The sequence below is a fragment of the Prochlorococcus sp. MIT 1201 genome, assembly GCF_047303415.1.
In the GTDB taxonomy this organism is placed as follows: Bacteria; Cyanobacteriota; Cyanobacteriia; order PCC-6307; family Cyanobiaceae; genus Prochlorococcus; species Prochlorococcus marinus_D.
Map to the genome: position 1 here is coordinate 403,813 of NZ_CP138947.1, position 24,840 is coordinate 428,652.

Here is a 24,840-nt window from a genome sequence, read left to right on the forward strand (position 1 = left end):
CCTAGGGAGGGACCTCCAGACATCGTTGGCTGATGGCAAAGTGGTCTCGTTCCAGGCTCCTGTATTTCATGCCAGGTGTCGAGCCATTGCCTTTCGGTGTGGTTGATGTCGAGCAGGAGGAGGCCAGGTACGCCAGTGCTGGTCAGCTCCGTTCTGAGCGAGAGCTCCGCAATGTTGCCGCGATTGATATTGGAACCAATTCCACCCATCTCTTGGTGGCGACGGTTGATCCTTCCCTGCACACCTTCAGCGTTGATCTTGCAGAGAAATCAACTACAAGACTGGGTGAGCGAGACCCTGACTCTGGAGAGCTCACGGGGCCTGCTATGGAGCGGGTATTTGAAACACTCAAACGTTTTAAGGAGCTAGCCGCCAGCCATCAGGTGGAGCAGGTGGTTGCGTCGGCGACTAGCGCAGTACGTGAAGCCTCAAATGGGCGGGATTTTTTGCAACGGATTCAGGATCAACTCGGCCTTGAGGTGGATCTGTTGAGCGGTGCTGAGGAAGCACGACTGATCTATTTGGGTGTTTTGTCTGGCATGCCTTTTGGGGAGTGTCCCCATCTTTTGCTCGATATCGGTGGCGGTTCCACAGAGCTCATCCTCGCGGATGGTCGCGATGCTCGGGCTCTGACAAGCACGCGGGTTGGTGCGGTTCGGCTACAGAGGGATTTTGTCAAGCATGAACCAATCCCCCCTCAACGGCGTTCCTTTTTGCAGACATTTATTCAGGGTTCTTTAGAGCCAGCTGTTGATAAGGTCTGCCGTCGCATCAAGCCTGGGGAGAGCCCTGTGATGGTTGCCACCAGTGGAACCTCCATGGCCATCGGTGCTTTGTTGGCTAGCGAAGACGATCGCCCTCCGTTGAGATTGCATGGCTATCGAATCACACGGCACCGGCTTGATGGCCTGGTTGAGAAGCTTATAGCGATGACGCCTGAGCAGCGTCGCATCCAGACGCCGATTAATGATCGCCGTGCCGAAATCATCGTTCCGGGTGCGCTGATTCTTCAAACCGCCATGCAGATGCTCGCTGCTGATGAGCTGGTGCTGAGTGAAAGGGCTCTGAGGGAGGGTTTGATCGTTGACTGGATGCTGCGACATGGCCTCCTGGAGGATCGCTTTAGTTTTCAGAGCAGTATTCGTCAGCGCACCGTGATTCATCAGGTGCAGCGTTTTGCAGTGAATCACCGCCGTGCAGAGCGTGTAGCCAGCCATGCACTCAGCCTTTACGACCACACACATGGTGTTCTTCATCACGATGATGGAGGTGGTCGGGATCTGCTTTGGGCATCGGCAATGTTGCATGCCTGTGGTCAGCACATCAATCTCAGTGCTTATCACAAGCATTCCTGGTATCTCATTCGTCATGGCGAGTTGCTCGGCTATTCGGAAGCGGAGCATTTGATGGTTGCGGCTATTGCGCGCTATCACCGCCGCAGTCTTCCCAAGAAGCGTCATCTGGAATGGCAGGCTTTAGCCACCCGGGAGCATCGTCGCCTCGTTGCCGAGATGGTTTTGTTGCTGCGCTTAGCAGCAGCCATTGATCGCCGTCCTGAGCCAGTGGTGGCTGCAATAAGAGTGGAGTCCGCTGATGATGATCAGGTTGTCTTTGAACTAGTGCCGGAAGGATTGAATCAGAACCTCAGCCTTGAACAATGGAGCTTGAAGAGCTGTGCTTCGGTTGTGAAAGAAGCAAGCGGTGTAACCATGAAAGTTGTCGTTAAGGAGTAAACTTAGTTCAGTATTAGGTTGTTGTTGGTTAATTGATGCCAGCGGATCTTTCTAATTGCACCCAGAGCAGTAGGCGGTTTTCGATTATGAGTTATATGAATCAGATCAGGATGCCCTGCAAAGATTTCTAGGGCTTCCTCTAGTGGATAGCTGAGAGGCTCGCTAAGGGTGCCTTCAAAAACAATCTCAGCTTCACTGTTGGGGGTTGGAGTTGGTGCCTGGCTGTGTTTTTGGCTGTTCAGTTGAAGCTGGTTGATTATTATTATTTGTTTTTTTTAGCCCTGCTGGAGATGTTGATGGCAAATTTTGGTTAGGTGTTGCAACTGCAGGCTGAGAGATTAGCTCGGTGTCCTTAGGCTCATCTTTTACATCCTTTGAACGAGTCGAAGACCTAAAGATCATGCCGTCGGCAGTGTTGTTGATTGAAATGATTGCGTTGTTGATGCTTGTTTGGATGCGGGTAAAGGTGTTGGGGTTGCTGTAATAGGTGATGGCTAGTCCTGCTGCAGTCAATCCAATTAATCCTCCCGAAAAGGCCAATGCAGGTATCACTTTTAGGTTTGGACTAGATGCTTTGCTCTTTGATTGGCGTAGGGCTTCGGATCTTGAGGGAATGAGGACCTGAATTTGCTGCACAAGGGCAGTCGCATCGAGGTTGAGTCGCTCGGCGACCCGGCGCACCATGGCTCTGATAAAAACCGGCTCAGGTAGTAGGTCTGTGTTTCCATTCTCCAGGGCTATTAGTTGCTCTTTGCCTATTCGAAGACTTCCCGCGATTTCTGCTATTGAAAACCCCCGTTTTTCGCGGGCTTCTCTAAGCAACGCACCAACTGGAATCAGTGGTGTGGAGATTTGCTCTGAGTGGGATTGGTCACTCAAGAAGTCCTGAGGGTGCTCCGGCATTAAGGAAGAGGAGTGTTGACCTGCATTCATTTGACCTTAGTTGGAAGCACTGAGCTTGTCAGGCATCATTTGTTCCCATGTATATGGGATCACTTGGTTTTGATGATGAGCAGATCAAGCAAATGCTTGGCATTAAAACTTATGGGCGATGCGGGATTCGAACCCACGACCCCTTCCGTGTGAAGGAAGTGCGCTACCACTGTGCTAATCGCCCGCACTACTGGATTTTAAAACACTCTCTTTAGCCCTTTTGGCGAAAGAGATGTTTGTGGCTTGGAGAATACAGCTTCGAACGTTGGCGTCCTGCAGCTAGGGCCGGACTAACGACATAAAGGGTGGTGCGAATCAGCTCGTGTTCACGGGAGGTCGTAGCCATTTGCTTCAAAGGCACCACGCTTAACCATTGATCGGGCCAGCTCACCCTGTAGCCTATAGCTACTGGAGTTTCAGCTGAATAGTGCTGCAGCAGTGTGGCTTGTACTTCCTCCACATGGCGTGCACTGAGGTAGAGGCATAGAGAGGCTCCAAGTGATGCCAGATGTTGGAGGTTTTCGCGCTCGGGAACACCGGTGCGTCCTCCTGCTCTGCTGAGAACTATGGTTTGGACAAGGCCAGGGATGGTGAGTTCAGCTTTTAGTGCTGCGGCTGTCGCTTGGTAAGCACTCAGACCCGGCACAACCTCTACTTCAATGCCTGCGTCAGCAAGGCCACAGATCTGTTCCGACAGGGCCCCATAAAGGCAGGGGTCTCCGTCGTGAAGACGGACCACCCGCTTGCCTGCTTGTGCCCTGTTCACCAGAAGCGGAAGAACTTCCTCGAGGGTCATTGAGCTGGTGCGGATTCGTTCACAGGATTCAGGTGCCAATGCTGCAATATCTGGTGAAACCAGTGAATCGGTCCATACAAGGACCTCAGCCTGCTTGAGATGTTCTGCGGCACGCAGGGTTAGCAGATCAGTCGCGCCTGGACCTGCACCAACGATGGAGATTCTGCTCATCAAGCGAATGACCTAGGCCTACCAGGGTCCGGTAGCTTTCGTTTGCGACCATAGAGCCACCAGAGGCCAAAACCTCCAACTGCCATCATCGCCAAACTCATCAGCTGGGCAATACGCAGGCCCCCTTCACAGGAAGGTGGTAAGGCGCCTAGGCAGAGGGGATCAGTTCGAAGTGCTTCGATCCAGACTCTGCCTAGGCTGTAAGTGATCAGGTAGATGCAGCTCAACGCTCCGGCGGGAAGCTTCAGTAGTCCTTTGCTGCTGCGTTGAAAAAGAACAATTAGCAGCGTGAAGACTAGAAGATTCCAAATTGATTCGTAGAGGAATGTCGGATGGAAAAACTCGTTATTGGCATAATTAAGTGGACGATTCACGAATGGGATGAACAATTTCCAAGCAAGGTCGCCCTTGATTGGAACACCGAAGGCTTCGTTATTGAAAAAATTTCCCCAGCGTCCGATTGCCTGGCCAAGGGCAATGGATGGGACAAGCACATCAAGAACATCCCAGAAGGCTTGGCGACGCCAACGGCAGAAGATCAATACTGCAAGGGTGCCAGCAAGCAGGGCCCCATGAATAGCGATTCCTCCACCCCAAATTTCCACGGCACTTGGGATTGGGATGGCGAGTCCAAAGATATTGATCGAGCTCCAAAAATTGTTTCCGCTGTAGTTCCTCCACTCAAATGCGACGTAGTAGATGCGTGCTCCAACAACGGAAGTTAATACGAGAATGGGCAGCAGATCACTGATCAAGCCCTGCTCAAGGCCTCGTTTACGGGCCAGGCTGCTGGACAGATTGAGGCCGATCAGTACGGCGATGGCAATTAGCAATCCATACCATCGCAAGGCAAAGGGCCCGAGCTGAAAGAGCTCGGGCCCTGGAGAGGTAAAGGTCGCGATGAATGCGTCCATTGAGTTGAGATGAATGGGGATCAGATCCCCTCAGCTGCCTGAACTTTTTCGACTTGCTTCTTCTTCAATACAAGTAAGATCTGAGCGAGAGAAACTGCTACAAAGAATGCCAAGAGTCCATAGATTCGAACTGGATTCTGGAGCACAACCTCGGTATCGAGTTGTCCGAAGCCACCACTATTGGGGTCGCTAGTTAAGGGGGCGCCAGCCTCTACTTTGTCATCTACTTTTACCAATAGGCTTGGACCAGCTGGAATGGTTTCACTGATAACTTTTCCGCTGTCAGTTTTGAGCTTGATGTCGCTTTCCCCATTTTTACCAGACTTAATAGATGTAATTGTGCCAGCTTCAGTTGCTGTGAACGCGTTGTTATTGGTTTTTTCACCAGTAGGCAATATTTGGCCTCGTCCACGGTTGCCTCCAACGTGGATGGAATATTTGCCGAATTGAATACTGCTGTCAGTCGCAGGATCAGGTGAAAGTATTGGGAAAACAATTTCTTTGTTGTTGTCACCAGGAAGCGGGCCAACAAGGAGGATGTTCTCCTTGTCTTCGCTGTATTGAGTGAAGAAGACTCCTTTGGTTTCTTCTTTTATCTCTTCGCTCCAGCGATCCTGTGGGGCCAGCTTGAATCCATCAGGAAGCATGACAACGGCACCCACTTGGAGGGGCACATCACTGCCATCGGAGCTGATCTCTGTTGTGTCTTTCTTGTAGGGGATTTTCACCACTGCTTTGAAGACGCTGTCGGGTAGTACTGATTGAGGTACTTCTGCCTGAGTGGTTTTTTGGGCCAGATGACAGTTCGCACAGACGATCTTGCCAGTAGCTTCTCGGGGGTTGTCGTAGTTCTGTTGAGCCCAGAAGGGATAGGCCCAGCTGGCAGCTGGAGCAACAAGAATCGACAAACTAAGAACCAGTGAGCCGAGAAGGATGGGGATGAGGCGACGCATGATGCGAGGGGATAGGAGAGCTGGAACGACGATGGTGCGTTTGGTTGTCAGATTCAGGTCCACCAGGGCTTCTCGCCCGTGCGGAAGTCTGTCTCGGTCCATTGGCTTACAAAGACGTTGTCGTTCTCGACAGCGATGTTGGCCAATGCGAGAGAGAGGGGTGCCGGCCCCCTTACGACCTTTCCGGTGGAGTTGTATTGGCTGCCGTGACACGGGCAGACGAATTTATTAACCCCGCTGTTCCAAGGCACCACGCAGCCGAGGTGGGTGCAGATCGCGTTGATTCCGTAACTGCCAATGGCATCATCACCTTCAACAATCAGGTAGGTGGGATCACCTTTCAGCCCTTGGACAAGGCTGCGGTCACCATCTGAATGGTTCGCAAGCCAGCCGCTTGCTGTGACCGAATTGCCAAGTTCATCCTTGGCGCTCGTGCCACCTCCGCTCCCGGAGGCACGAGGTGGAATGAAGTACTTCACCACTGGATAGAGGGATCCAAGCGCAACGCCAGTCACTGACCCGAAAGTGAGCAGGTTCATGAACTGCCGACGACCCATCCCGGGCACATCACTCGAGGTCATTTGTGTCATGACGGATGTTCGATCTGCGCAGAATGGAGACCATTATGGACTGTGAAGGGCCCGTCACGCTTTGCAAAGACTGGGCTTTTCAATGCAATCGTTGCATCATTCTGTGCTTTGGCTAATCCTTGACGATGCTCTGTTGCCTCTAGAGCTAGGAGAGGGAATTGCTTGCTTAAGGAATTGTCTGCAAACTTTCTAAGGCATGCACTTGTTGGTGTGCCGCCAGAGTCTCTACTTGCAGGAGATCTGGGCGTATTTGAGCAGCAATCTTTATGTTCTGGATCAACAGGCTTATCGCCATCATCTCGGCGAGGCGCTTTAGGCGGTCATTCGACTGGGCTTGGCAGAGGTCGTCTGGGAATTGCTGGCGCGCACAACAGAAAGATCAAGCTTCTCAATTTGTGGCTGTAGGAGGCTGGTCGCTTTCGCTTGCAGGCATGTCTGGCCTGAATTGATCAGTTAGCGCCACTAGGCCTACTCCAATCAGGAAAAGGGCTGTAATGGCTCCAGCCAGCAGCAGCATGGTGATTGGATCAGTGGATGGGGTCAATACAGCTCCAGCCAAGGCGGCACCAAGCACGACCCATCGCCAGGCACTCAACATGGGTTGCCAGTGCAATAACCCCAGAATTCCTAATATCAACTGGAGCACAGGTAGCTGAAAGGCCAGGCCGGTAGCCAGCATCAGCAGAAGCACAAAATCGAGATACCGCTCAATTGACCACAGTGGCTCGACTACATCGGCGCCATAACTCACCAGAAACTTCAGAGCTGCTGGTGCTAGGGCCCACCAGGCGAAGGCAAGGCCGGCTAGAAACAAGATCGCTGATCCAGCTACTGCTGGCGCGATCAGACGTCGTTCCCGTTGAGTGAGGCCAGGCAATACAAATCCAAGCCCTTGGTAGAGCACATAGGGCAGTGCAAGTGTTAAGCCTGCGTAGCCTGCCACCTTGATTGAGACGAATAGAAACTCTCCTGGGGCCAGCTGAAGAAAGTGAATGGATCCAGCCGGAGCTTCCAACAGCCGTACGAGCGGCTTAACCATGAGCAGGCAGACACCTGCCGCTAAAACAACAGCAAGCAGACTGCGCAGCACTCGCTGCCGTAATTCCTCCAGGTGATCAACCAGAGGCATTTCCACGTCGTGGGGTAGTTCGGTGTGCTTGATTCCCTGCTCGACGTGAATCGGGGTAGGGGGTGGAAGAACCGAACCTGTGGGCTGATCGGGACTGGTCAGAACAGGCGCCGCTTGGTTTTCATCAGACTAAGAGTTCTGAGGCAGAGAGGTGTTGAAGCCCTCGGTCTGGTTCAGCCCAGCAAAGGTTTCCGTCCCGGTATCGCACGGTCCCTGGGCCTGCTCCTGGGATTCGCTGCAGGTTGCTTGTGGGCACCATCACCACAGGTACGCGTTGATTGCCTCTAGCACGACTGAAGTGAGCGGCCAGGTCTGCAGCTAGTTGCAGGTCGGCCTCCTCAGCATGGCCATTGGAGGCCTTGAGAACGACATGGCTGCCTGGACATTCCTGGGCATGAAACCAAAGATCACCAGGGCGAGCTTGGCGAAGGCTGATCCAATCGTTTTGGCGGTGGTTGCGACCAACCTGAACGATGAGTCCACCAGGAGTGGTCAGTTCGAGGGGGCTTGGGGGTTGTTGATTGCGACGGCCCCGCTTCTGGCGATTGCGGGATTGAGAGATCAGCAACTCGTCTAGCTCCTGCCGCAACTCCTGCAGCCTTATCGACCGTTCTCGCCGTCCTTCCCAGCTGGTTCCAAGCAGATCTTCCAGAAATGTTTCACTGCCTTGGATCAGCTGCAGCCTTTGCTGGTGATGTTCAATCCGTGTTTTCAGCACGGTCACTGAGCGGCGGAATTTTTGAGCTTTTCGGTAGAGCTTTTGGGTTTGGTTGATCAGATCCTTGCTCGGCGAAGGCAGGCAAAGCATGGCGTCGGCTTGTTGTTGAAGAGAATTGCTTTGACTGGTTTCCTTGAGTCGACCCTGTTGTTCGCCAAGGGCCTGCTCCTCTCGTTGTCGCCACTGAAAAAGTCTTTTCTGGAGGTCTTCGGCTAGTTGATTGAGAGATTGGGTTTCAAGATGCCTTCGGTAATAACTCCCGAGAGTGAGGCTGAGCCCATCGGTGAAGGAGGAGGAGGTTGAGGTGTCACAGTCCCAGACGCGGTAGCTGCTTGGACCGTCAAACCTCATCGTGAAGCGCTCTTTCTCAAGGCAGTCCAGCCATCGACTCCAGCGGTGGTAAAGGAGTTGCCATTGCTCGTCGGTGATCTCAAGTACTGAAAGCTCCAGCAGGGCATGTGCTTTTTTTGCATCGTCGTCAACCAGCTGCAAAGCGAGTGCAGGACTGATGCCTTGGTAACACTGCTGCAGAGCGCTACGTAGCTTGGTTGGCACAAGGCAGAGAATGTCTTTCCAGCGTTTTAGGGATTCCTTTGAGCTTGGTTCTCTGCCTTGCATCGGCGGTGGAGCGACATAGATGTCTGCAGTTCCGATTGGTCTCACTCTTGATTGATGGTTGCGTACCTGGCGTCCAAGGGTGATTACCTGGCGTTGACGATCAAGCAGAAGCAGGTTGCTGTGGCGTCCCATCAGTTCCAGCACAAGAGTGCGCTCGATAGGTTCGCCGGGGCGGTGGGCGAGGCCGCACTCCACCACGCGATCAAATCCTTTCTGTTTCAGTTCAATGAGCGCCATCTGTCGAAGGCCATGTTGAATCTGCTGGGCCAAAGTGCTGCCGCTGCCTAGGCGGGGAGGAGGGGTGATCTTGACCAGTCGGGGACAATCAGCACGCCAACTGAGTTCCAGCCACACAAGACCTTTGAGTGTGCGCAGCCCCAGTTGGAGGGTATGAGGTTCTGGTTGTTGGACCTTTTCGAAGCGGCTTGGCAGCACCTCCTTGCGGAGCTCGCTCAGTACAGCGCGCAAGCTTGAGAGGTCCATGACCTGTAGGGCAGCAGGGGCCATCGATTCAGTCGGGACCTGGATTGCACGCAGCCTTCCTACTCTGCGATCCGATTCAATGCAATGCAATCAATGGCTTCATCCGCCGCTGAAGGAAAGCTCACGGTGATTACTGGGCCCAGTGGCGTTGGCAAGGGTTCGTTGGTGAAGCAACTCCTAGAGCTCCATCCAGAGATCTGGCTGTCTATTTCGGCGACAACGCGTGAAGCCAGGCAAGGCGAGATTGAGGGTGATCATTACTTCTTCTTGAACCGTGATCGCTTTGCAGAACTGGTTCAAGCTGGCGGTTGTCTTGAATGGGCTGAATTTGCAGGCAATCGCTATGGCACCCCACGCCAACCTGTTGAGGAGCAGCTTTCATTAGGCCGTCCGGTTTTGCTTGAGATTGAACTGGAAGGGGCCCGACAGGTGCGGCGCAGTTTCCCTGAAGCTTTTCAGATTTTTTTGGCGCCGCCCAGTTTCGAGGAGCTTGAACGACGCATTCGCGGACGCGCCACTGATCCTGAAGAGGCAATTCAGCGACGTTTAGCTAGGGCGCGGGAGGAATTGATGGCTCAGCAGGAGTTTGATGCAGTGGTGATTAATGACAACCTGCAGGTTGCTGTGATTGAGCTGGAGTCTTTGATGGGTCTGAGCTGTTGATGCGAAGACTTTTTCCTGACCTTAAAGCGTTATTTGACAACATAGGCCAATAAAAAAAGCCCCTTTAGAGGGCTTTTTGAAGGGGTTTAGCCAAGAAGCTAATTTGTTTCTTGGCTGTAGTTGTTGATGCTCTTCAGCTCTTCAAAGACCCATTGGGTGGAAGAGAAGATCTGGGTAGAAGCGGTTGAATTCAACAATGATTCCCGCTGTGAGCCATACCCAGAGAACGGCAGCCATTGGCCAGCTTTCGAAGAATTTTCTCATCTTGATAAAGGGGAAATGGGGTGGTTGTTAAGAGGAGAATATTGCTCAGCGTGGTGAAACTGTGATCTTGTCGTCGCTCTCACGGAGGCTGCCATTTTGGCCTTCAATATGAGCGAGCCACGGCCAGGCAGAAGCTCTGAGCATGCAATTGAAAGCCAGGGTTATATCGAGATGGATCTCATTGTCTAAGGCTGCTTTGTGGCCTTTGGCTTTGATGGCCTGGAGATAAGAACGACCAGCCCAACCAATGATTCCAGCGATATAGATGAAAATCACCCCTGGGATCATGATTTCGCCTTCATGGCCGCGAATAAAGGACATCGCAAACGGCTCAGTTGGCGCTGGGATTAGAGCGTGTGGGAGTCCGTCATCACCGCACAAGGATTTGCTGTAGCGGTCAAAGCGGGCAATGGCCTGTGGAGTGTCTGCAGCACTGGCTCGCTGCTGAAAACGGGCATTCTCAGCGCAAGGGGTTAGGCCAGCTATGTCAGCTTTAGCAACGGGTGCAAAGCCGAGAACCAGCAGAGCCGAGAGCACAACGGCGAAGAGACGACGCATCGGTTTCGATTCCTGTAAGACCTGCTCCGGAACGGCAGGATGTCACAAGTAAAATGTAAATGAGGCTTCCCACAACTATGCCGACGGTGCTTGCCCTCGAAACAAGTTGTGACGAGTCGGCTGCCGCAGTTCTACGTCTAAATAACGGGTGTTTGCAGGTTGTCGCTAGCCGAATTGCTTCTCAGGTGGAGAAACATGCCCAGTGGGGAGGCGTGGTACCGGAAGTGGCCTCTCGCTTGCATGTGGAGGCTCTGCCTCATCTTGTAGAGGAGGTTTTGCAGGAGGCGGGACAGTCGATGGCTCGCTTTGATGCTGTAGCGGCAACGGTGACCCCTGGGCTGGCCGGAGCACTGATGGTGGGATCGGTGACAGGCCGATCTTTGGCTGCTCTCCATGCGCTGCCTTTTTTTGGCATTCATCACCTGGAGGGGCATTTGGCTTCAGTGCGCTTGGCGGAACATCCTCCACGCCCTCCTTATCTGGTGCTACTTGTGAGCGGGGGACACACTGAGTTGATTCGGGTCGGGGCAGAGAGTGAGATGGTGCGTCTTGGACGTAGCCATGATGATGCTGCTGGAGAGGCTTTTGACAAAGTTGGCCGTTTGCTCGGTTTGGCCTATCCAGGTGGCCCCGCTATTCAGGCGTTGGCCGCGACTGGAGACTCTGGCAGATTTTCTTTGCCCAAAGGACGGGTCTCTAAGCCTGGTGGTGGATTTCATCCTTACGATTTCTCTTTCAGCGGATTGAAGACTGCCATGCTGCGCCTGGTTCAGGCTCTTTCAGAGGCTGATGAAGACCTGCCCCGCGCAGATCTTGCTGCCAGTTTTGAGCAAGTGGTTGCAGATGTTTTGGTCGAGCGCAGCTTGCTCTGCGCTAATGACCAGGGCCTAAAAACTGTGGTGATGGTTGGAGGAGTCGCTGCTAACCGCCGCCTAAGAGAACTGATGAGCAAACGTGGACAAGAACAGGGAATTGAAGTGCACACGGCACCGCTTCGATACTGCACGGATAATGCCGCCATGATTGGAGCAGCGGCCCTGCAGCGCTTGGTGTCTGGGGTTAATGGCAGCTCTCTTGAGCTGGGAGTGGCAGCCCGATGGCCATTGGACAAAACCGAGGTTTTGTACCATTCACCTCCCCCATTTTGAAGAAGCGAATTAGCTTGACCTTGTCTGCTGTGCAGCGATGGCTTCTGAATCTCCACTTGATTCCAACACCTCTGCGGAACCTGTCAGTAGTGAAGAGCTAAACGCTTGGCGACGAGGGTTCACTCCACAGGCCGAGATATGGAATGGTCGTATGGCAATGGCGGGATTGATTATTGGGATCAGTGTGTTGTTGTTGTTGCGTCTAGTGATGCCTGCTGATTGCAGAGCCTGGCTGAATTAGGTGTGGTTCAATTGCGGCCACGAATGCTTTGGGCTAGTTCGTTGGGTTTAAAGCTTGCGGCGACTGCAATCTCTGGTTCTACCCGGCCACTATCGACAAGATTCAGCAATGATTGATTGGCTGTGATTATGCCATCAAAGCTGCTGCGTTCCATGATCTCCTCAACATCCTCAAGTGCTCCTCTTTGGATGTAGTCCTTGCAAGCATCGGTATTAATCAGGATGTCGTGGTAGGCAGCTCGCTTGTTGTCGGTTGTTCGGATCAACCCTTGGGCAATCACCCCCAGCAGTGATTCTGAAAGGGAGCGACGCATGCACTCTTGATCTTCTGGGGCATACATGCCCAGGACTCTCTCAATGGTCTTGACTGCCGAGTTGGTATGCAGAGTGCCAAACACCAGGTGCCCCGTTTGGGAGGCCTCAATCGCTGTGGCCAGGGTTTCTTGATCACGGATCTCACCGATCAGGATCACATCTGGGTCTTCTCGTAGGGCTGCTTTCAGGGCGTTGTGGAACTTCAGGGTGTGTTTCCCCAGTTCTCGATGTTTGACAAGGGATTGCTTGCTCTTGTGTACAAACTCCACAGGATCCTCGATGGTGAGGATGTGGCGGGGTTGATTTCTATTGATCCAGTCGATCATGGCTGCCAGGGTGGTGCTTTTCCCTGACCCGGTTGAGCCGGTCACCAAGACAAGTCCTTTGGGCTTGGATGAGAGGCCCTTCAGGACATCAGGGAGTTGCAGTTGCTCAAGGGTGAGAATTGTTTGGGGAATGATGCGAAGCACCATCGCTGGTCCCGTGAGGGAATCCAGCAGGTTGATCCGGACTCTTGCGAAGGGAAAGGCATGGGAGCCGTCGAATTCTTTGCTTCTAAAGAATTCATCGATCTGATTCGCGGAGAGGATCTCTTGCAACCAGCTTTGAAATCTTTCTGGATCGGTTACAGGCCAATCTGTGCTTTGCATTTCGCCGCGGTCTCGGAAACGGGGCACTTCGCCAACGCCTAGGTGTACATCGGAATGTCCTTCTTGATAGGCGATTCGTACGATCTCCTCCAAGTTGGGAGAGACCCCAGGCGTGGCTCCAGCGAATGGGGTTAATCCCTCTGTAGAAGATCTTGATATCGGCTCCGCCGACTGAGAGGCGGACTTTGGTGCTTGAGGGGGGAAGTTGGGCGGAAAGACCGGTTGACTCACGAGGGGATTGTGGCCGCTCTCTTCAGCTTCGTCACGGCGAAGCTCTTGGCAAGTCCGTGCGCACTTTTGATGATCAGCAAGCACTCTTAGGATCCTTTCAAGATTGCTTCTGTTATGGCTGGCTTGCCCCGCGTCACGATTGTGCTGGGCACCCGTCCAGAGGCGATCAAGTTGGCACCGGTGATCCAGGCGTTTCAGGCCTGTGACGCTTTGACGACTCGAGTTGTGCTTACTGGCCAGCACCGCGAGATGGTTGCTCAGGTCATGGATCTATTTGGTCTTTCAGCCAATCATGATCTCGATCTGATGGCCCCTCTGCAGACCCTCACTCACGTGACCTGTGCAGCATTGCAAGGCCTCAAGGATGAATTCAAGGCCTACCCTCCCCAGCTGGTGCTTGTCCAGGGAGATACCACTACAGCATTTGCAGCTGCCCTTGCTGCTTTTTATGAGCAGATTCCGGTTGGTCATGTTGAGGCTGGTTTGCGCACAGACAACCTGTTAGATCCGTTTCCTGAAGAGGCAAACCGGCGCCTGATTTCTCAGATCTCCCAGCTTCATTTCGCTCCAACGCCTCGCTCTCAAGCCAATCTGACCAGTTCAGGGGTTGTTGGTCAGATCTTTGTTACGGGCAACACAGTGATTGATGCTCTTTTGTTGATGGCTGAGCAGGCGCCGCCTATCGAATTTGATGGTCTCGACTGGGCGCATCAGCGCGTCATTTTGGCCACCGTGCATCGACGGGAGAATTGGGGAGATCGGCTTCAAGACATAGCCGAGGGCCTCAGAAGGGTTCTTGACCTCCATCCCGACACGGCTTTACTTCTGCCTTTGCATCGCAATCCAACCGTTCGAGAACCAATGCAGGCCCTTTTGGGGACCCATCCGAGGGTGGTACTCACCGAGCCTCTCGATTACGACCGTTTGGTTGCTGCGATGAGGGCCTGCACGCTTCTGCTCACTGATTCTGGTGGGCTCCAAGAAGAAGCTCCTGCACTGGGTAAGCCAGTTTTGGTTTTGAGACGGACCACCGAACGACCAGAGGCTGTTGAAGCGGGTACGGCCAGGCTGGTTGGTACCGATCCGGAGATGATCGTGACTGAGACAGCTTCCTTGCTTGATGATTCAAGCGCTTACGAGGCGATGGCACGTGCTGTCAATCCCTTCGGCGACGGTCAGGCCAGCCGTCGCATTCTTGAGGCAAGTTGTGCATTCCTGGGCGTCTGAGGCTGCCTTTAGTTCTTGTGGTCACTACCGCTGGTGGTTGAAGCGCAGCCTTGGGCAATGCGAACGCACGTTGCTTTTCATTGGCTTGAATCCCTCCACCGCTACAGCGTCAGAGGATGATCCAACCTTGCGGCGGTTGCTGGGGTTTTGCCGCTCCTGGGGTTATGGACACCTTCTTGTTGTGAATCTATTTGCGCGGATCAGTCAATCCCCAGCGCTGCTTAGGCACTGTGCTGATCCGATTGGTGATGCAAATGATGATCAGCTTTTGACTCGGGCACGCCAGTGGTCTGAGAGCCCTAATTGGGACCTTTGGTTTGGTTGGGGGTGCGGTGGAACTTTGCGTCGACGTGATCTTGCCGTCCAGGCTTTGTTGGAGCGTCATCGCCAGAACCGCATCAGCAATATTCCTGATGCTCGCGGCCCTCTCTCGCTTGGTTTGACGCGTGAGGGAAACCCCTGCCATCCCCTTTACATGCCTGGCAAAGAGGTCCTTCGACCATTCAATTGGGCAAGTGGGGCAACTATCGGCCATCCTGAGTTGATGGACCTTGGCATTACGGTTCACTGATGACACGCACCCCACGCCGCTATGCGGTGTACCTCCATCTCTCCGGGGGGCAGACCGAAGAGGTTCATTTCCCTACTCTTGAGACGTTTCAGCAGTGGTATCAGGGAATCGTCAACGACTCAGGCAGTGGGGGGTTCGTGAACGTACCGCTTAGCGAGCTCGATGGAGAGTATCTGGGGGTGCGTCCAGAGGCTGTGATCGGTGTGAGAGTGGAACCTCAGTTCGCAGCCCTCGATGACGCCTGAGCGGTTAGGCCTGCTTTGGGGGATCACCGTCTTTGCAGGTGCCGGAGCTCGGATTTTGTCTGCTCTCTCTGGCCTTCCTGGTGTGGTGCTGTTGTTGCTATCTGGCCTGCTGATTGGTCGATCGGGCCTTGGTTTGGTTGAACCGCTAGATCTTGGTCAAGGACTTGAGACGATCGTTGGTCTGCTGGTGAGCCTTGTGCTCTTTGACGGTGGTCTCAATCTGCGCCTCCCTGGCGACACCATCAAGTCAACGGTGCTGCGCATCTTGCTGATCCGACTAGTGATTTCACTGGCCGCGGGTCTGTTGGCGGCGCATTGGCTGGCTGGTTTGGGTTGGTCAGTGGCAGCGGTTTACAGCGCCATCGTGCTGGCTACTGGTCCGACTGTTGTGACCCCGTTGGTGCAGCAGATCCGTTTAGCTTCTCCTCTAGGGGATGTCCTTGAGGCAGAGGGATTGGTGCTTGAGCCAGTGGGTGCTGTGCTGGCCTTGCTTTTGCTGGAGTTATTGCTGGGCGATTTGCATGGTTGGCGGGAGGTTGCCTTCGGGTTGCTGGCCCGCCTGGGTGGAGGCGTGTTGATGGGGGCTGCTGCTGGTTGGCTTTTGTCAGAGGGATTGCGGCGTTTAAAACCGGACCCTTCGGTAGGGCTGAGGTTGCAGCTCACCTTGGGTGTGTTGTTCCTCTTGTACGCAGTTTGTGAATGGTTGTTGCCGGAGTCGGGATTGCCGGCTTCTGTAGCAGCGGGGGTGGTGGTCGGTCGCAGGCCTGTTACCCAGTCCGATCAGCTCGATGAGTTGATCCGGGAGCTGGCCCGTCTTGCTATCACAATGTTATTTCCACTTTTGGCTGCTGATGTCTCTTGGGGTGAGCTAAGTCCGCTTGGCTGGGGGGGGGTCAGTTGTGTGCTCGTACTGATGTTGGTTGTGCGTCCTGTTGCTGTAAGCCTGGCGACGATTGGCTTGCCTCTTGATTTCAGGCAGCGATTGTTTCTTGGTTGGCTTGCACCACGTGGGATTGTTACGGCCGCCGTGGCCTCTTTGTTTGCGATTCGCCTTGAGCAGGCTGGGATTTTAGGAGCCGGTCGGTTGCAAGGTTTGGTCTTTCTCACCATTCTGATGACAGTTGGTATTCAAGGCCTCACGGCCCAGCCGCTGGCCAAGGCCCTGGGTTTAATCGCTCCTGAAGATTCAAACGAAGACGACTGCTCAGAGACAACGACGCAGCCTGTTCAAGTCTTGCCCGATCCTGGCCAGTAATCCCCATGTTGTGATTAGGTCTGGCCCTTGTAGGCGGCCTAGAAGCGCAGCTCTGAGGCTTTTCATGATCACACCTTTTTTGACGTTGGCAGCCTGAGCAGCATTCGTTAGCAGTTGTTGTGCTTGCTTGACATCAAAACCGTCCCAGGAAGTGCGATCCAGCTGATCGAGAAGATTGCTAAGGCCTGCCTTGGCTCCGTCCACGGCAAGTTGTTCCAGGCCATCAGCTTGCAGCGTTGGTTCTTCGAAAAAAGGGCGAGCTTGATCGACACCATCCTTGAGCAGTGTCAGCGATGGTCCAAGCAGCTCGGCTAGATCCAAACACCAGTTTTCTTCTGGCAGAGCCCAGCCAGCCTTAGACCACAAGGGTTTGAGTTCATGCAACAGTTGATCTTTAGGCAAGTCATGTAGCACTTGAGAGTTGAGCCAGTTGAGTTTGTCCCAGTCAAACTTTGCTCCTGCTTTATTGACTCGGTCAAAACTGAAGACGGTTGCAGCTTGCTGAAGAGTGAACCGTTCGTCAGTCCCTTCGGGGACTGACCAACCCAGCAGGGTCATGTAGTTGGCCATAGCTTCGGCTGTGTATCCCATGGCTTGGAAGTCACTGATCGAGGTCACTCCATCCCGCTTGGAGAGTTTGCGTCCTTCGGAATTGAGAATGAGCGGGGTATGGGCGAATTGAGGTATTGGTAATCCAAGGGCCTCATAGATCAGCACTTGTTTGGCCGTGTTTGCGATGTGATCTTCGCCGCGGATCACATGCGAGATACTCATGGCGGCGTCATCAACCACCACAACAAGGTTATAGAGCGGGTCGCCAATTTCCTTGGCTGGAGCCCGACGTGAGATCACCATGTCGCCGCCCAAATCTGATCCCTTCCAGTGCATTGGACCGCGCACCAGGTCCTTCCAACTGATGGCCGCATCATCATCGATACGGAAGCGCACCACGGCAGTTCTGCCTTCAGATTGGAAGGCGGCTTCTTGCTCGGGACTGAGATCTCGGTGACGGTTGTCGTAGCGAGGGGCCTTGCCCTGGGCCTTTTGTGTTTCTCGCATGGCCTCCAGTTCAGTCTCGCTGGCGTAGCAGCGGTAGGCCAGGTCACGATCGAGCAGCTTTTGGATTGCTGCGCGATGGTCATCCACATGCTGGCTTTGAATGATGGGCTGTTCATCCCAGTTGAGGCCAAGCCACTTCAGACCTTCGAGGATGTTGGTGGTGAATTCAGGCTTGGATCGTTCTTTGTCGGTGTCCTCGATGCGCAAGAGGAATTGTCCTCCCTGATGGCGTGCAAAGAGCCAGTTGAAAACTGCCGTTCTTGCCGTGCCGATGTGAAGTGTGCCTGTTGGACTCGGGGCCAGCCGAACGCGCACCTTCACAATGACTCTCAGGATTAGGAATAAGAACGGGACCGACGGGGTTCGAACCCGCAACTTCCGCCGTGACAGGGCGGTGCTCTAACCAATTGAACTACGGTCCCAGATGAGTTCAGGTCCAGTCGGGAGCTCGCCGCATGGAAGCTGACCTGTGTCGCTTATGCGACCAAGAAAGTATCAACCTCTGCCCTGCCTGCCGTCAACTCGCTGGCGGTGGTCTTGTGATCCTTTTGAGGATGGATCGATTCGAATGAAATTGAAGACTTCGGATCTGCTTTTTGGGACGCTTGTTCTCGATGACGAAATAAAGACATCCCTAGTGGTGTTTCAGGTAGGGAACTCAGATAGAGAGCAAGTCGAAAAGTTGGAATCACTGTCCCTCTGATTAGGGACGGAATCCTGCGGGTTCGATTAGGCGTACTTGGTTCCCGCGGGCTGTGAATTCGCGTCCCTGATCGCTTTGCACGACCACACGACCACCAGATTTGACTCGAATGACGCGTGCACGAACCCAACCAAGAGCGGCTGACTCGAGCACTTTGACGACATCACCAGGTTGAAGATCTAACTCCATTCTCGGAACGAGGAAACTGCAGGATGGGCCATCGGACGCGCCGTGGAGGACTTGAACCCCCGACATCAGGTTTTGGAGACCTGCGTTCTACCAACTGAACTAACGGCGCAAGGCGATGGACCCGTCGACCATCACAGAGGTGATGGCATTTGGATTGAACGAGGCCGAAACCTCAGCGGTCGAAGCGCTGCTTCACGCGGGTGGCCTTACCCACCCGTTCCCGCAGATAGAAAAGCTTCGCTCTTCGCACTTTACCTCGCCGCTCCACCTTGATGGAGGCCACCTGAGGGCTATGCAGCATGAAAACACGCTCGACACCGATGCCTTGGAAGATCCTGCGCACGGTGATGGTTTCATGAATTCCGCCGTGGCGCTTTGCAATAACAACACCCTCATAGGGTTGGATCCGTTCCTTATTGCCTTCACTGATGCGTACTCCTACTCGGACGGTGTCTCCCACGTAGATGTCATTTAAATCACTTTTCTGCTGTGAGGCCTCGAACTCTTTGATCAGGGCGTCAGGGCTGAGCCTGACGTTTGGGGCACTTTTGCTTGTTACATCAGTCACCATGGCTGAGCTGTTCTCAATTGCTGTTGCCGTTTCAGTGTTGTCTTCGCTCATGGAGGTGTCTTTCGAATCCGCCGTCATCCCAGCTCCGGGTTAACTAGCCAAACGACAACTCTACCTGCTGATCATTCTTGCCTTGAGTAGTTTTGCCATTGCTTGGCGGTGAAAGCTCCTTAGTCGATGCTTGGCCATTGCGAGGGGTCAGCTCACAAGCTTTCTGGGAATTTCACTTAGTCAGGAAGCCTTCGGCAGCATTCTTGCGCCTGTGATCAGTATCCATAGCAGTTAAAGGGCATGGCGTAGAACCTCCTTTAGCTCAGCTTGGGAGCAGGACATTCATCTTCATGCACGGTGGTCATTCTTAGCCAATGACTTTGTTTATCGGACATTTCTTGCAAGTGACGCAACAAGGGATATGTGCCTCATGAAGTCATCTTGAGATCAGCAAAGAAATCACCACTCATGGACCCAGCAAGCCAGCGATGCGGCTAGCAGGGTTGCTTGAAGCGGTTCATTCGCGCCGTTCCTAGGACAAAGATTGATAGCGTGACGAATGGAAAGATGGAAGTCGGGCAGAGCCGATAACCGTTCATTTGATTTTTTCATATCAGTTTTTCTTCAGCCCTATGAACCTCTTCGCTGATCTGCTGGCCTCAACTTCAGAGGCGCGCGCAACGGCTACAGGGCCTCGAATACAACAGCGTCGAGGAGTGGAAATCAAGTCTTCAAGGGAGTTGGCGATCATGCGCAAGGCAAGCCACATCGTGGCCACGGTTCTGCGCGAGATCATGGAGATGGCCGAGCCTGGCCAGACGACTGCTGATCTTGACGTTTATGCCGAGCGCAGGATTCGTGAGATGGGCGCAACCCCTAGTTTCAAGGGCTATCACGGCTTCCCTGCCTCGATCTGCGCGAGCATCAACAATGAAGTTGTGCATGGCATTCCAGGCCCTAAGCGAGTGATCAAGTCCGGGGATCTTCTCAAAGTCGACACCGGGGCTTACTACGAGGGATATCACGGTGACAGTTGCATCACCATTTGCGTTGGGGAGGTGCCTGAATCTGGGCAGAAACTTAGTCGCGTGGCCCAAGAATCCTTGATGGCAGGGCTCTCTAAGATTCGAGCCGGCAACACTCTTCTTGATATCGCAGGAGCTGTTGAGGATCATGTCAAGGCTCATGGCTACAGCGTGGTGGAGGATTACACCGGCCACGGTGTGGGTCGCAACTTGCATGAAGAGCCTTCCGTTTTCAACTTCCGCACGGATGACCTGCCCAATATCACTTTGCGTTCAGGGATGACTTTGGCCGTCGAGCCGATACTCAATGCTGGCAGTAAGGCTTGCCGCACACTTAAAGATCGCTGGACTGTTGTGACTCAAGACGGCAGTCTTTCGGCTCAGTGGGAGCACACCATCGTGGTCACCTCAGATGGCTGCGACATCCTCACTGATCGGGGCGACTAATGCTGGAGTCGACTTGTTATTGATTGTCTGTGGATCCACTACCTAACAACCGGGAGTAAATCATTCGCCCTAGTTCGGTCAGGGGCATCAGTAGATACGTGAGAGGGTTGGGGGTGACGATGATCAGATTGAGGCCAAGGTCGGCTTGTTGAACAATTTGGCTGGCTACTAGATCAGCAGACATTAATCCGATTGGATTGAGCTCTGAGCGGAAGGGGCCAAGTACAAGCTTGCGGATTTTGAAGACTTTGCGTTGATTCGAGGTGAGGTTGTTCCAGCGCAGGCTGACCAGCTGACCGATCAACCGCTTGCTGATTTCATAGGTGGGGCTGAGGGCTGGTTGGATTTCAGCTTCTGATGTGTTCACCCATAGCTCGCGGGGGCGTGTGGAAGGTTCTGCGTTGAGGGCGAGGCTTTCAAAGAGTTCCATTAAGCGCCAGCTGCTCAGAGCATTCACCTCTAAAGCCGCTTTGATGTCTTTCTGTGTCTGACGTCCCTGCGGGTTGATGCCGTGATTGAGCACGAGCACGTCAAGGCTCACAAGGGTGCTTTTGAGGGATGCTTCTTGGCTGCATTCCCATTGCACCCATTCCTGGGGTGCATCGTCTGATGGCTCTGCGGAGGGAATCGGTCCATGGGTCAATCCGATCACAACAGCTCCCCGAGAGCGCAACTTTTGGGTTAGGGCCCTGCCAAGACTTCCACTGGCTCCAGTGATGCCGATGCGGCAGTTTGACCAATGGTTGTTGAGAGTTGTGATCTGTCCCATTTCTTCAGCTTGGGGCATCCTTTGTTGTGAGCTTCAAGTTGACGTTGCCAATTCCCTCCGAAGCGGCCCAATTGGCCTTGTTTGCACCCTATTGCGGTGGCCTTTCCAGGCAGGCTGATTTGCAGCGAGCCCTGCGGCTCTTGGCTCAGAGCTCATTGAAAGGAGAGCGACCTCTTCAAGGTGGTCGTGTTCATCGCTTCACTCTTCGTTGGCAGGGAGCTAGGTCGCCACTGGAGCTGTGTTCTTGTCAGTTGTGTTTCCCAGACATCCAAGCTTTGACCTACACCTTTGATGTGTCTACGCATCAACTTGTGGATTGGTTGATGGACTGGCCTGAGTTTGAGGGGTAGGGAGACCTGCCCAATCGATTCTGGAAGTGGCTGCTGTTGGGTTCTGAAGAGTCTGTGGGTGACGCCTAAATTGCTCAGCTATAGGAACACGGAGTCCACTGATGGGCAAGACCTTGCTGATTGGCTCTTGTGAGCCATTCAGTGGTAAATCGGCATTGGTTCTTGGTCTCGCTCGCCAGTTGATAGCGGCGAATCAGCCCATTCGCTTTGGGAAGCCTTTGGCCACGAGTGTGGAATGGGATCCCGCAGTTTCCCCTCTGCCCGAACCTTTAATTGATGATGATGTTCGTTTTGTTGGTGCAACCCTGGGTTTGTCTGAGGATCAGCTGATTCCCTCTTTGCATCTTCTGGCAAAGGCAACGGCTGATCACCGTTTGGCCATGTCTCAAATCGATGCTGGCAAAGGATTTGAGGACCTATGCAAACAGCTCGATCTTCATGCTCAGGGCCTCACCATTCTTGAAGCAGCCGGTAGTTTGCATGAAGGCCTGCTTTACGGTCTCAGTCTTGGTCAGCTGGCCCATGGCTTGGATGCCCGCGTCGTGCTGGTGCATCTCTGGCAGGACAGCCGCAGTGTCGATGCTTTGTTAGCGGCGAAGGAGCAGCTTGGAGATCATCTGGTGGGCATCGTTTTGAATGCGGTAAAACCAGATGAAATTGATGATCTAGAAACCAATGTGGTGCCTGCCCTGGAGGCCCTTGGACTGGCGGTGTTCGGAGTGATGCCCCATTCGCCACTCTTGCGCAGCGTGACTGTGGGTGAGTTGGTTAGGCGCCTAGGAGCCCGGGTGATCTGTTGCTCTGAGCGACTTGAGCTTCTGGTTGAGACTCTCAGTATCGGAGCCATGAATGTGAATTCCGCCATGGACTTTTTCCGTTGTCGTCGCAACATGGCTGTGGTGACTGGTGCTGACCGTACTGATATTCAGTTGGCGGCCCTTGAGGCTTCGACTCAGTGCTTGATCCTCACTGGTGCAGGGCAACCTTTGCCGCAGTTGATTAGTAGGGCAGAAGAACTTGAGGTTCCTTTACTCAAGGTGGATCACGACACACTGTCTACCGTGGAAGTGATTGAGCAGGCCTTTGGTCATGTGCGACTGCATGAGGCCGTTAAAGCAACCTATTCCTTCCGATTGGTGGATGAACACTGTGACTTGGACCGTTTGTTTGATGTTCTGGGGTTGCCTATGCAGGGTCGATGACCACTGCTAGCTTCGATCCATCGTCATGGGGATGTCCTTGAGTCAGTCTCTGGATCTCCCTGACCTTGATCGGGTCGATACCCTTGCCCAAGAGCTGGCTCTCTTGCAGGACAAGGGCAAACGCCGCATTGCCATGCTTGGCAGTCGCCATGTGCCGGTGGTCGCGATACATCTTGTTGAATTGATGGCACGCTCCCTTGCGCAAGAGGGTCATTCTCTGATCACCTCAGGTTCACAGGGGGTGAATGCGGCGGTGATCCGTGGGGTATTGGAGGCGGATGCCTCTTGCCTCACTGTGTTGCTTCCCCAGAGCCTTGATCGTCAAGCCCCTGAGATTCGCGATCAGCTCGACTCTGTGCTTCATCTCATCGAAAAACCTGAGCACGATGAGCTGTCGTTACCGATGGCTAGCAGTCTTTGCAATCAGGAGATCATCAGTCGCTGTGACCAATTGATCTGCTTTGCTTTCCATGACAGTGAGACGTTATTGACTAGTTGTCGCAGTGCTGAGGATATGGGCAAGGTTGTGAGTCTTTTGTTCTTTGATTGAGTTCAGCGACGCGGCAGTGGCAGAACCTGTAATTGTGTGCCTTCACGGCCCATCACCACGACCTGATCACCGGCGTTTATTGGAGTCTCCAGGTCGATCGAACTGGCGGCCCAGCTTTGCCCATGCCAACGCACACGCCCATCTCCTCCAGCTTTGATTGGTGTCAGAACTTCGGCGATATCCTCGCGTTGGCGAAGCCCATCTGGACTGGGGTTGCGGCGGGCTGACCAACGAGTCAGCCAGAGAGTCCCTAAAACCGTGATCAGCAGGCAGAAGATCATCTGCAAAATCAGTGGCATGGGAGTGATTGCAGTCAAAATCGATACCACTAAGGCCCCAAGCGCTGCGAACATCAGGCCATCGAAGCTCGGTTGAGCCAGCTCAATGGCTAGGAGTAGGCCAGCTACGGCGAGCCAGATCATTGGAATCCAGGTGGGCGAAGGCAAGGGATAGGGTGCAGCGCTTTCTCTATCTACTTTGGAGAAGAGAAAGCTGTTTGGAAGGGCTTTGCCGTGGTTCGTTTACGGACCTAGGTTTTGCCTACACAGGAAGAACATTGTGGAAGCGTTTCTTGGTTTGCCAGCTCTCTTGCTAGTTGCCTTGTTGGGAAGTGGCAGTGTCAAAATTACGAGTGGTGGACGCTCGCGCTTGGTGGAGCGGCTCGGCAAGTTCGATCGTGAACTGCAGCCTGGCCTTTCTTTTGTTCTCCCCATGGTTGAAAAGGTGGTCAGTTACGAGTCGTTGAAGGAGAGAGTTTTGGATATTCCTCCTCAGCAATGCATCACTCGTGACAACGTTTCGATCGAGGTGGATGCGGTGGTGTATTGGCAGCTACTTGAACACTCTCGTGCTTATTACTCGGTGGATAATCTGCAGGCGGCGATGGTGAATCTCGTTCTCACTCAGATCCGAGCCGAGATGGGCAAGCTTGATCTTGACCAGACATTTACCACCCGTACAGAAGTGAACGAATGCCTTCTCAGGGAGTTGGATGAGGCCACAGATCCCTGGGGGGTCAAAGTCACGCGAGTGGAAATGCGAGACATTGTTCCATCGCGAGGAGTGCAGCAAGCGATGGAACAACAGATGACAGCAGAGCGGGAAAAACGTGCTGCCATTCTTCGTTCTGAGGGCGAGAAAGAGGCTCAGCTCAATGAGGCTCGTGGTCATGCTGAAGCGTTGGTATTAGATGCTCGCGCTCAGCAGGAAGCCCTGTTGTTAGAAGCTGACGCCCAGGCAAAGCAGCAGTCAACCCTTGCTCGCGCCAAGGCGGAAGCCGCCCTGGAGATTGCTCGGGCTTTGGAGGCCAGCCCCAGAGCAGAGGAGGCTTTGAGGCTTTTGTTGGCTAAAGAATGGATGGCTATGGGCGAGCAGATGGCTGCTGCACCAGCAGGAAGTGTCTTGATGGTTGATCCTCAAAGCCCAGCTGCTTTGCTTTCGGCACTCAAGGCTTTTCAGAAATCAGATAGCTGAGTTTGTTATGGCTGTTCGCTAGCTGGTTTAGCTCTTAAGCACTCGGCTAGGTCAGGGTTATTGGTCATACGGTTCAAAGGGTTCTGTTTTGTGAGTGTGCGTAGTG

28 protein-coding genes and 3 tRNA genes are annotated in these 24,840 nt (G+C 53.6%); 13 read left to right on the forward strand and 18 right to left on the reverse strand.

The annotated features are described in order from the left end of the window. The first annotated feature begins 32 nt into the window (after window positions 1-32). Entirely contained in the window at window positions 33-1,733 is a 1,701-nt protein-coding gene (locus SIB41_RS01895; protein WP_413360022.1) for a Ppx/GppA phosphatase family protein, read from the forward strand. Window positions 1,734-1,925: 192 nt separating this feature from the next. Here SIB41_RS01895 and SIB41_RS01900 read toward each other — a convergent pair whose 3' ends face one another. The 8 genes from SIB41_RS01900 to SIB41_RS01935 all read right to left on the reverse strand — a co-directional run bounded on the left by SIB41_RS01900 (window position 1,926) and on the right by SIB41_RS01935 (window position 9,062). Further along, window positions 1,926-2,612: a helix-turn-helix domain-containing protein gene (locus tag SIB41_RS01900; protein ID WP_413360024.1), complete on the reverse strand. Its 687-nt coding sequence runs from the start codon at window positions 2,610-2,612 to the stop codon at window positions 1,926-1,928. A gap of 166 nt (window positions 2,613-2,778) precedes the next feature. Continuing rightward, window positions 2,779-2,850: transfer RNA gene (locus SIB41_RS01905), tRNA-Val, on the reverse strand. A 27-nt stretch (window positions 2,851-2,877) separates the two neighbouring features. After that, on the reverse strand, window positions 2,878-3,633 hold the full coding sequence (gene cobM, locus SIB41_RS01910; RefSeq protein WP_063415668.1) for a precorrin-4 C(11)-methyltransferase: 756 nt from the start codon (window positions 3,631-3,633) through the stop codon (window positions 2,878-2,880). Next, complete coding sequence (lgt, locus tag SIB41_RS01915; RefSeq protein WP_413360027.1) at window positions 3,633-4,547, reverse strand: prolipoprotein diacylglyceryl transferase; 915 nt, start codon at window positions 4,545-4,547, stop codon at window positions 3,633-3,635. The genes cobM and lgt overlap by 1 nt, the downstream gene beginning before the upstream one ends. Before the next feature lie 20 nt (window positions 4,548-4,567). Next, window positions 4,568-5,500, reverse strand: coding sequence for a cytochrome f (petA, locus tag SIB41_RS01920; RefSeq protein ID WP_413361318.1), 933 nt, complete (start codon window positions 5,498-5,500; stop codon window positions 4,568-4,570). A gap of 53 nt (window positions 5,501-5,553) precedes the next feature. Further along, the gene (gene petC / locus SIB41_RS01925) at window positions 5,554-6,090 is read right to left on the reverse strand and encodes a cytochrome b6-f complex iron-sulfur subunit (RefSeq protein ID WP_011825335.1); all 537 of its coding nucleotides are present in this window, start codon (window positions 6,088-6,090) and stop codon (window positions 5,554-5,556) included. A gap of 388 nt (window positions 6,091-6,478) precedes the next feature. Continuing rightward, on the reverse strand, window positions 6,479-7,219 hold the full coding sequence (gene tatC / locus SIB41_RS01930) for a twin-arginine translocase subunit TatC (RefSeq protein WP_413360030.1): 741 nt from the start codon (window positions 7,217-7,219) through the stop codon (window positions 6,479-6,481). Window positions 7,220-7,343: 124 nt separating this feature from the next. Continuing rightward, on the reverse strand, window positions 7,344-9,062 hold the full coding sequence (locus tag SIB41_RS01935) for an NFACT RNA binding domain-containing protein (RefSeq protein WP_413360033.1): 1,719 nt from the start codon (window positions 9,060-9,062) through the stop codon (window positions 7,344-7,346). Between the two features lie 69 nt (window positions 9,063-9,131). Here SIB41_RS01935 and gmk point away from each other — a divergent pair, with 69 nt between their 5' ends. Beyond that, a complete protein-coding gene (gene gmk, locus SIB41_RS01940; RefSeq protein WP_413360036.1) occupies window positions 9,132-9,701 on the forward strand; it encodes a guanylate kinase in 570 nt (189 codons plus the stop codon). Between the two features lie 141 nt (window positions 9,702-9,842). Here gmk and psaJ read toward each other — a convergent pair whose 3' ends face one another. Together psaJ and SIB41_RS01950 are read right to left on the reverse strand one after the other, a co-directional pair. After that, on the reverse strand, window positions 9,843-9,965 hold the full coding sequence (gene psaJ / locus SIB41_RS01945; RefSeq protein ID WP_011130685.1) for a photosystem I reaction center subunit IX: 123 nt from the start codon (window positions 9,963-9,965) through the stop codon (window positions 9,843-9,845). Between the two features lie 45 nt (window positions 9,966-10,010). Further along, window positions 10,011-10,523, reverse strand: coding sequence for a Photosystem I reaction center subunit III (locus tag SIB41_RS01950; RefSeq protein WP_063400115.1), 513 nt, complete (start codon window positions 10,521-10,523; stop codon window positions 10,011-10,013). Between the two features lie 77 nt (window positions 10,524-10,600). On the opposite strand from SIB41_RS01950, the gene tsaD reads away from it, so the two are divergent. Further along, a complete protein-coding gene (tsaD, locus tag SIB41_RS01955; RefSeq protein ID WP_413360038.1) occupies window positions 10,601-11,671 on the forward strand; it encodes a tRNA (adenosine(37)-N6)-threonylcarbamoyltransferase complex transferase subunit TsaD in 1,071 nt (356 codons plus the stop codon). A gap of 37 nt (window positions 11,672-11,708) precedes the next feature. Beyond that, window positions 11,709-11,912, forward strand: coding sequence for a high light inducible protein (locus SIB41_RS01960; RefSeq protein WP_011130682.1), 204 nt, complete (start codon window positions 11,709-11,711; stop codon window positions 11,910-11,912). A 7-nt stretch (window positions 11,913-11,919) separates the two neighbouring features. On the opposite strand, the gene SIB41_RS01965 is transcribed toward SIB41_RS01960, so the two are convergent. Next, a complete protein-coding gene (locus tag SIB41_RS01965; RefSeq protein WP_413360040.1) occupies window positions 11,920-13,107 on the reverse strand; it encodes a type IV pilus twitching motility protein PilT in 1,188 nt (395 codons plus the stop codon). Window positions 13,108-13,221: 114 nt separating this feature from the next. Here SIB41_RS01965 and wecB point away from each other — a divergent pair, with 114 nt between their 5' ends. The 4 genes from wecB to SIB41_RS01985 are packed head-to-tail and all read left to right on the forward strand — an operon-like array spanning window position 13,222 to window position 16,405. Then, complete coding sequence (gene wecB / locus SIB41_RS01970) at window positions 13,222-14,334, forward strand: non-hydrolyzing UDP-N-acetylglucosamine 2-epimerase (protein ID WP_413360042.1); 1,113 nt, start codon at window positions 13,222-13,224, stop codon at window positions 14,332-14,334. Further along, complete coding sequence (locus tag SIB41_RS01975) at window positions 14,258-14,905, forward strand: DUF1643 domain-containing protein (RefSeq protein WP_413360044.1); 648 nt, start codon at window positions 14,258-14,260, stop codon at window positions 14,903-14,905. Before wecB ends, SIB41_RS01975 begins: the two co-directional genes overlap by 77 nt. Beyond that, window positions 14,905-15,150 carry a hypothetical protein gene (locus SIB41_RS01980; RefSeq protein WP_413360046.1) on the forward strand — a complete coding sequence of 82 codons (246 nt, stop codon included), beginning with the start codon at window positions 14,905-14,907 and terminating at the stop codon, window positions 15,148-15,150. The genes SIB41_RS01975 and SIB41_RS01980 overlap by 1 nt, the downstream gene beginning before the upstream one ends. Then, on the forward strand, window positions 15,140-16,405 hold the full coding sequence (locus tag SIB41_RS01985; protein WP_011130677.1) for a cation:proton antiporter: 1,266 nt from the start codon (window positions 15,140-15,142) through the stop codon (window positions 16,403-16,405). The genes SIB41_RS01980 and SIB41_RS01985 overlap by 11 nt, the downstream gene beginning before the upstream one ends. Here the strand turns inward: SIB41_RS01985 and gltX are convergent. From gltX to rplS, 5 genes are all read right to left on the reverse strand, one after another. After that, window positions 16,355-17,785, reverse strand: a complete 1,431-nt coding sequence (gene gltX / locus SIB41_RS01990; protein ID WP_413360048.1) for a glutamate--tRNA ligase — start codon at window positions 17,783-17,785, stop codon at window positions 16,355-16,357. The two genes, SIB41_RS01985 and gltX, sit on opposite strands and share 51 nt — an antisense overlap. Before the next feature lie 27 nt (window positions 17,786-17,812). Beyond that, a tRNA-Asp gene (locus tag SIB41_RS01995) sits at window positions 17,813-17,886 on the reverse strand. Between the two features lie 281 nt (window positions 17,887-18,167). Continuing rightward, a complete protein-coding gene (locus SIB41_RS02000; protein WP_006043540.1) occupies window positions 18,168-18,356 on the reverse strand; it encodes a hyperconserved protein Hcp in 189 nt (62 codons plus the stop codon). Window positions 18,357-18,392: 36 nt separating this feature from the next. After that, window positions 18,393-18,465, reverse strand: a tRNA-Trp gene (locus SIB41_RS02005). Window positions 18,466-18,528: 63 nt separating this feature from the next. After that, window positions 18,529-18,927, reverse strand: coding sequence for a 50S ribosomal protein L19 (rplS, locus tag SIB41_RS02010; protein ID WP_370521001.1), 399 nt, complete (start codon window positions 18,925-18,927; stop codon window positions 18,529-18,531). Between the two features lie 623 nt (window positions 18,928-19,550). On the opposite strand from rplS, the gene map reads away from it, so the two are divergent. Next, window positions 19,551-20,390, forward strand: coding sequence for a type I methionyl aminopeptidase (map, locus tag SIB41_RS02015; protein ID WP_011130674.1), 840 nt, complete (start codon window positions 19,551-19,553; stop codon window positions 20,388-20,390). A gap of 16 nt (window positions 20,391-20,406) precedes the next feature. Here the strand turns inward: map and SIB41_RS02020 are convergent, their stop codons facing one another. Then, complete coding sequence (locus SIB41_RS02020) at window positions 20,407-21,177, reverse strand: SDR family oxidoreductase (RefSeq protein WP_413360050.1); 771 nt, start codon at window positions 21,175-21,177, stop codon at window positions 20,407-20,409. Between the two features lie 20 nt (window positions 21,178-21,197). On the opposite strand from SIB41_RS02020, the gene ebsA reads away from it, so the two are divergent. From ebsA to SIB41_RS02035, 3 genes are all read left to right on the forward strand, one after another. Further along, window positions 21,198-21,509 carry a type IV pilus biogenesis protein EbsA gene (gene ebsA, locus SIB41_RS02025; protein ID WP_413360053.1) on the forward strand — a complete coding sequence of 104 codons (312 nt, stop codon included), beginning with the start codon at window positions 21,198-21,200 and terminating at the stop codon, window positions 21,507-21,509. Window positions 21,510-21,610: 101 nt separating this feature from the next. After that, window positions 21,611-22,711, forward strand: coding sequence for a phosphotransacetylase family protein (locus tag SIB41_RS02030; protein ID WP_413360055.1), 1,101 nt, complete (start codon window positions 21,611-21,613; stop codon window positions 22,709-22,711). Between the two features lie 31 nt (window positions 22,712-22,742). After that, the gene (locus SIB41_RS02035; protein WP_041374719.1) at window positions 22,743-23,261 is read left to right on the forward strand and encodes a DNA recombination-mediator protein A; all 519 of its coding nucleotides are present in this window, start codon (window positions 22,743-22,745) and stop codon (window positions 23,259-23,261) included. A gap of 2 nt (window positions 23,262-23,263) precedes the next feature. Here the strand turns inward: SIB41_RS02035 and SIB41_RS02040 are convergent, their stop codons facing one another. After that, entirely contained in the window at window positions 23,264-23,707 is a 444-nt protein-coding gene (locus tag SIB41_RS02040; protein WP_413360057.1) for an NfeD family protein, read from the reverse strand. A gap of 112 nt (window positions 23,708-23,819) precedes the next feature. Here SIB41_RS02040 and SIB41_RS02045 point away from each other — a divergent pair, with 112 nt between their 5' ends. Next, window positions 23,820-24,734, forward strand: a complete 915-nt coding sequence (locus tag SIB41_RS02045) for an SPFH domain-containing protein (RefSeq protein WP_063400128.1) — start codon at window positions 23,820-23,822, stop codon at window positions 24,732-24,734. Window positions 24,735-24,840 lie beyond the last annotated feature (106 nt).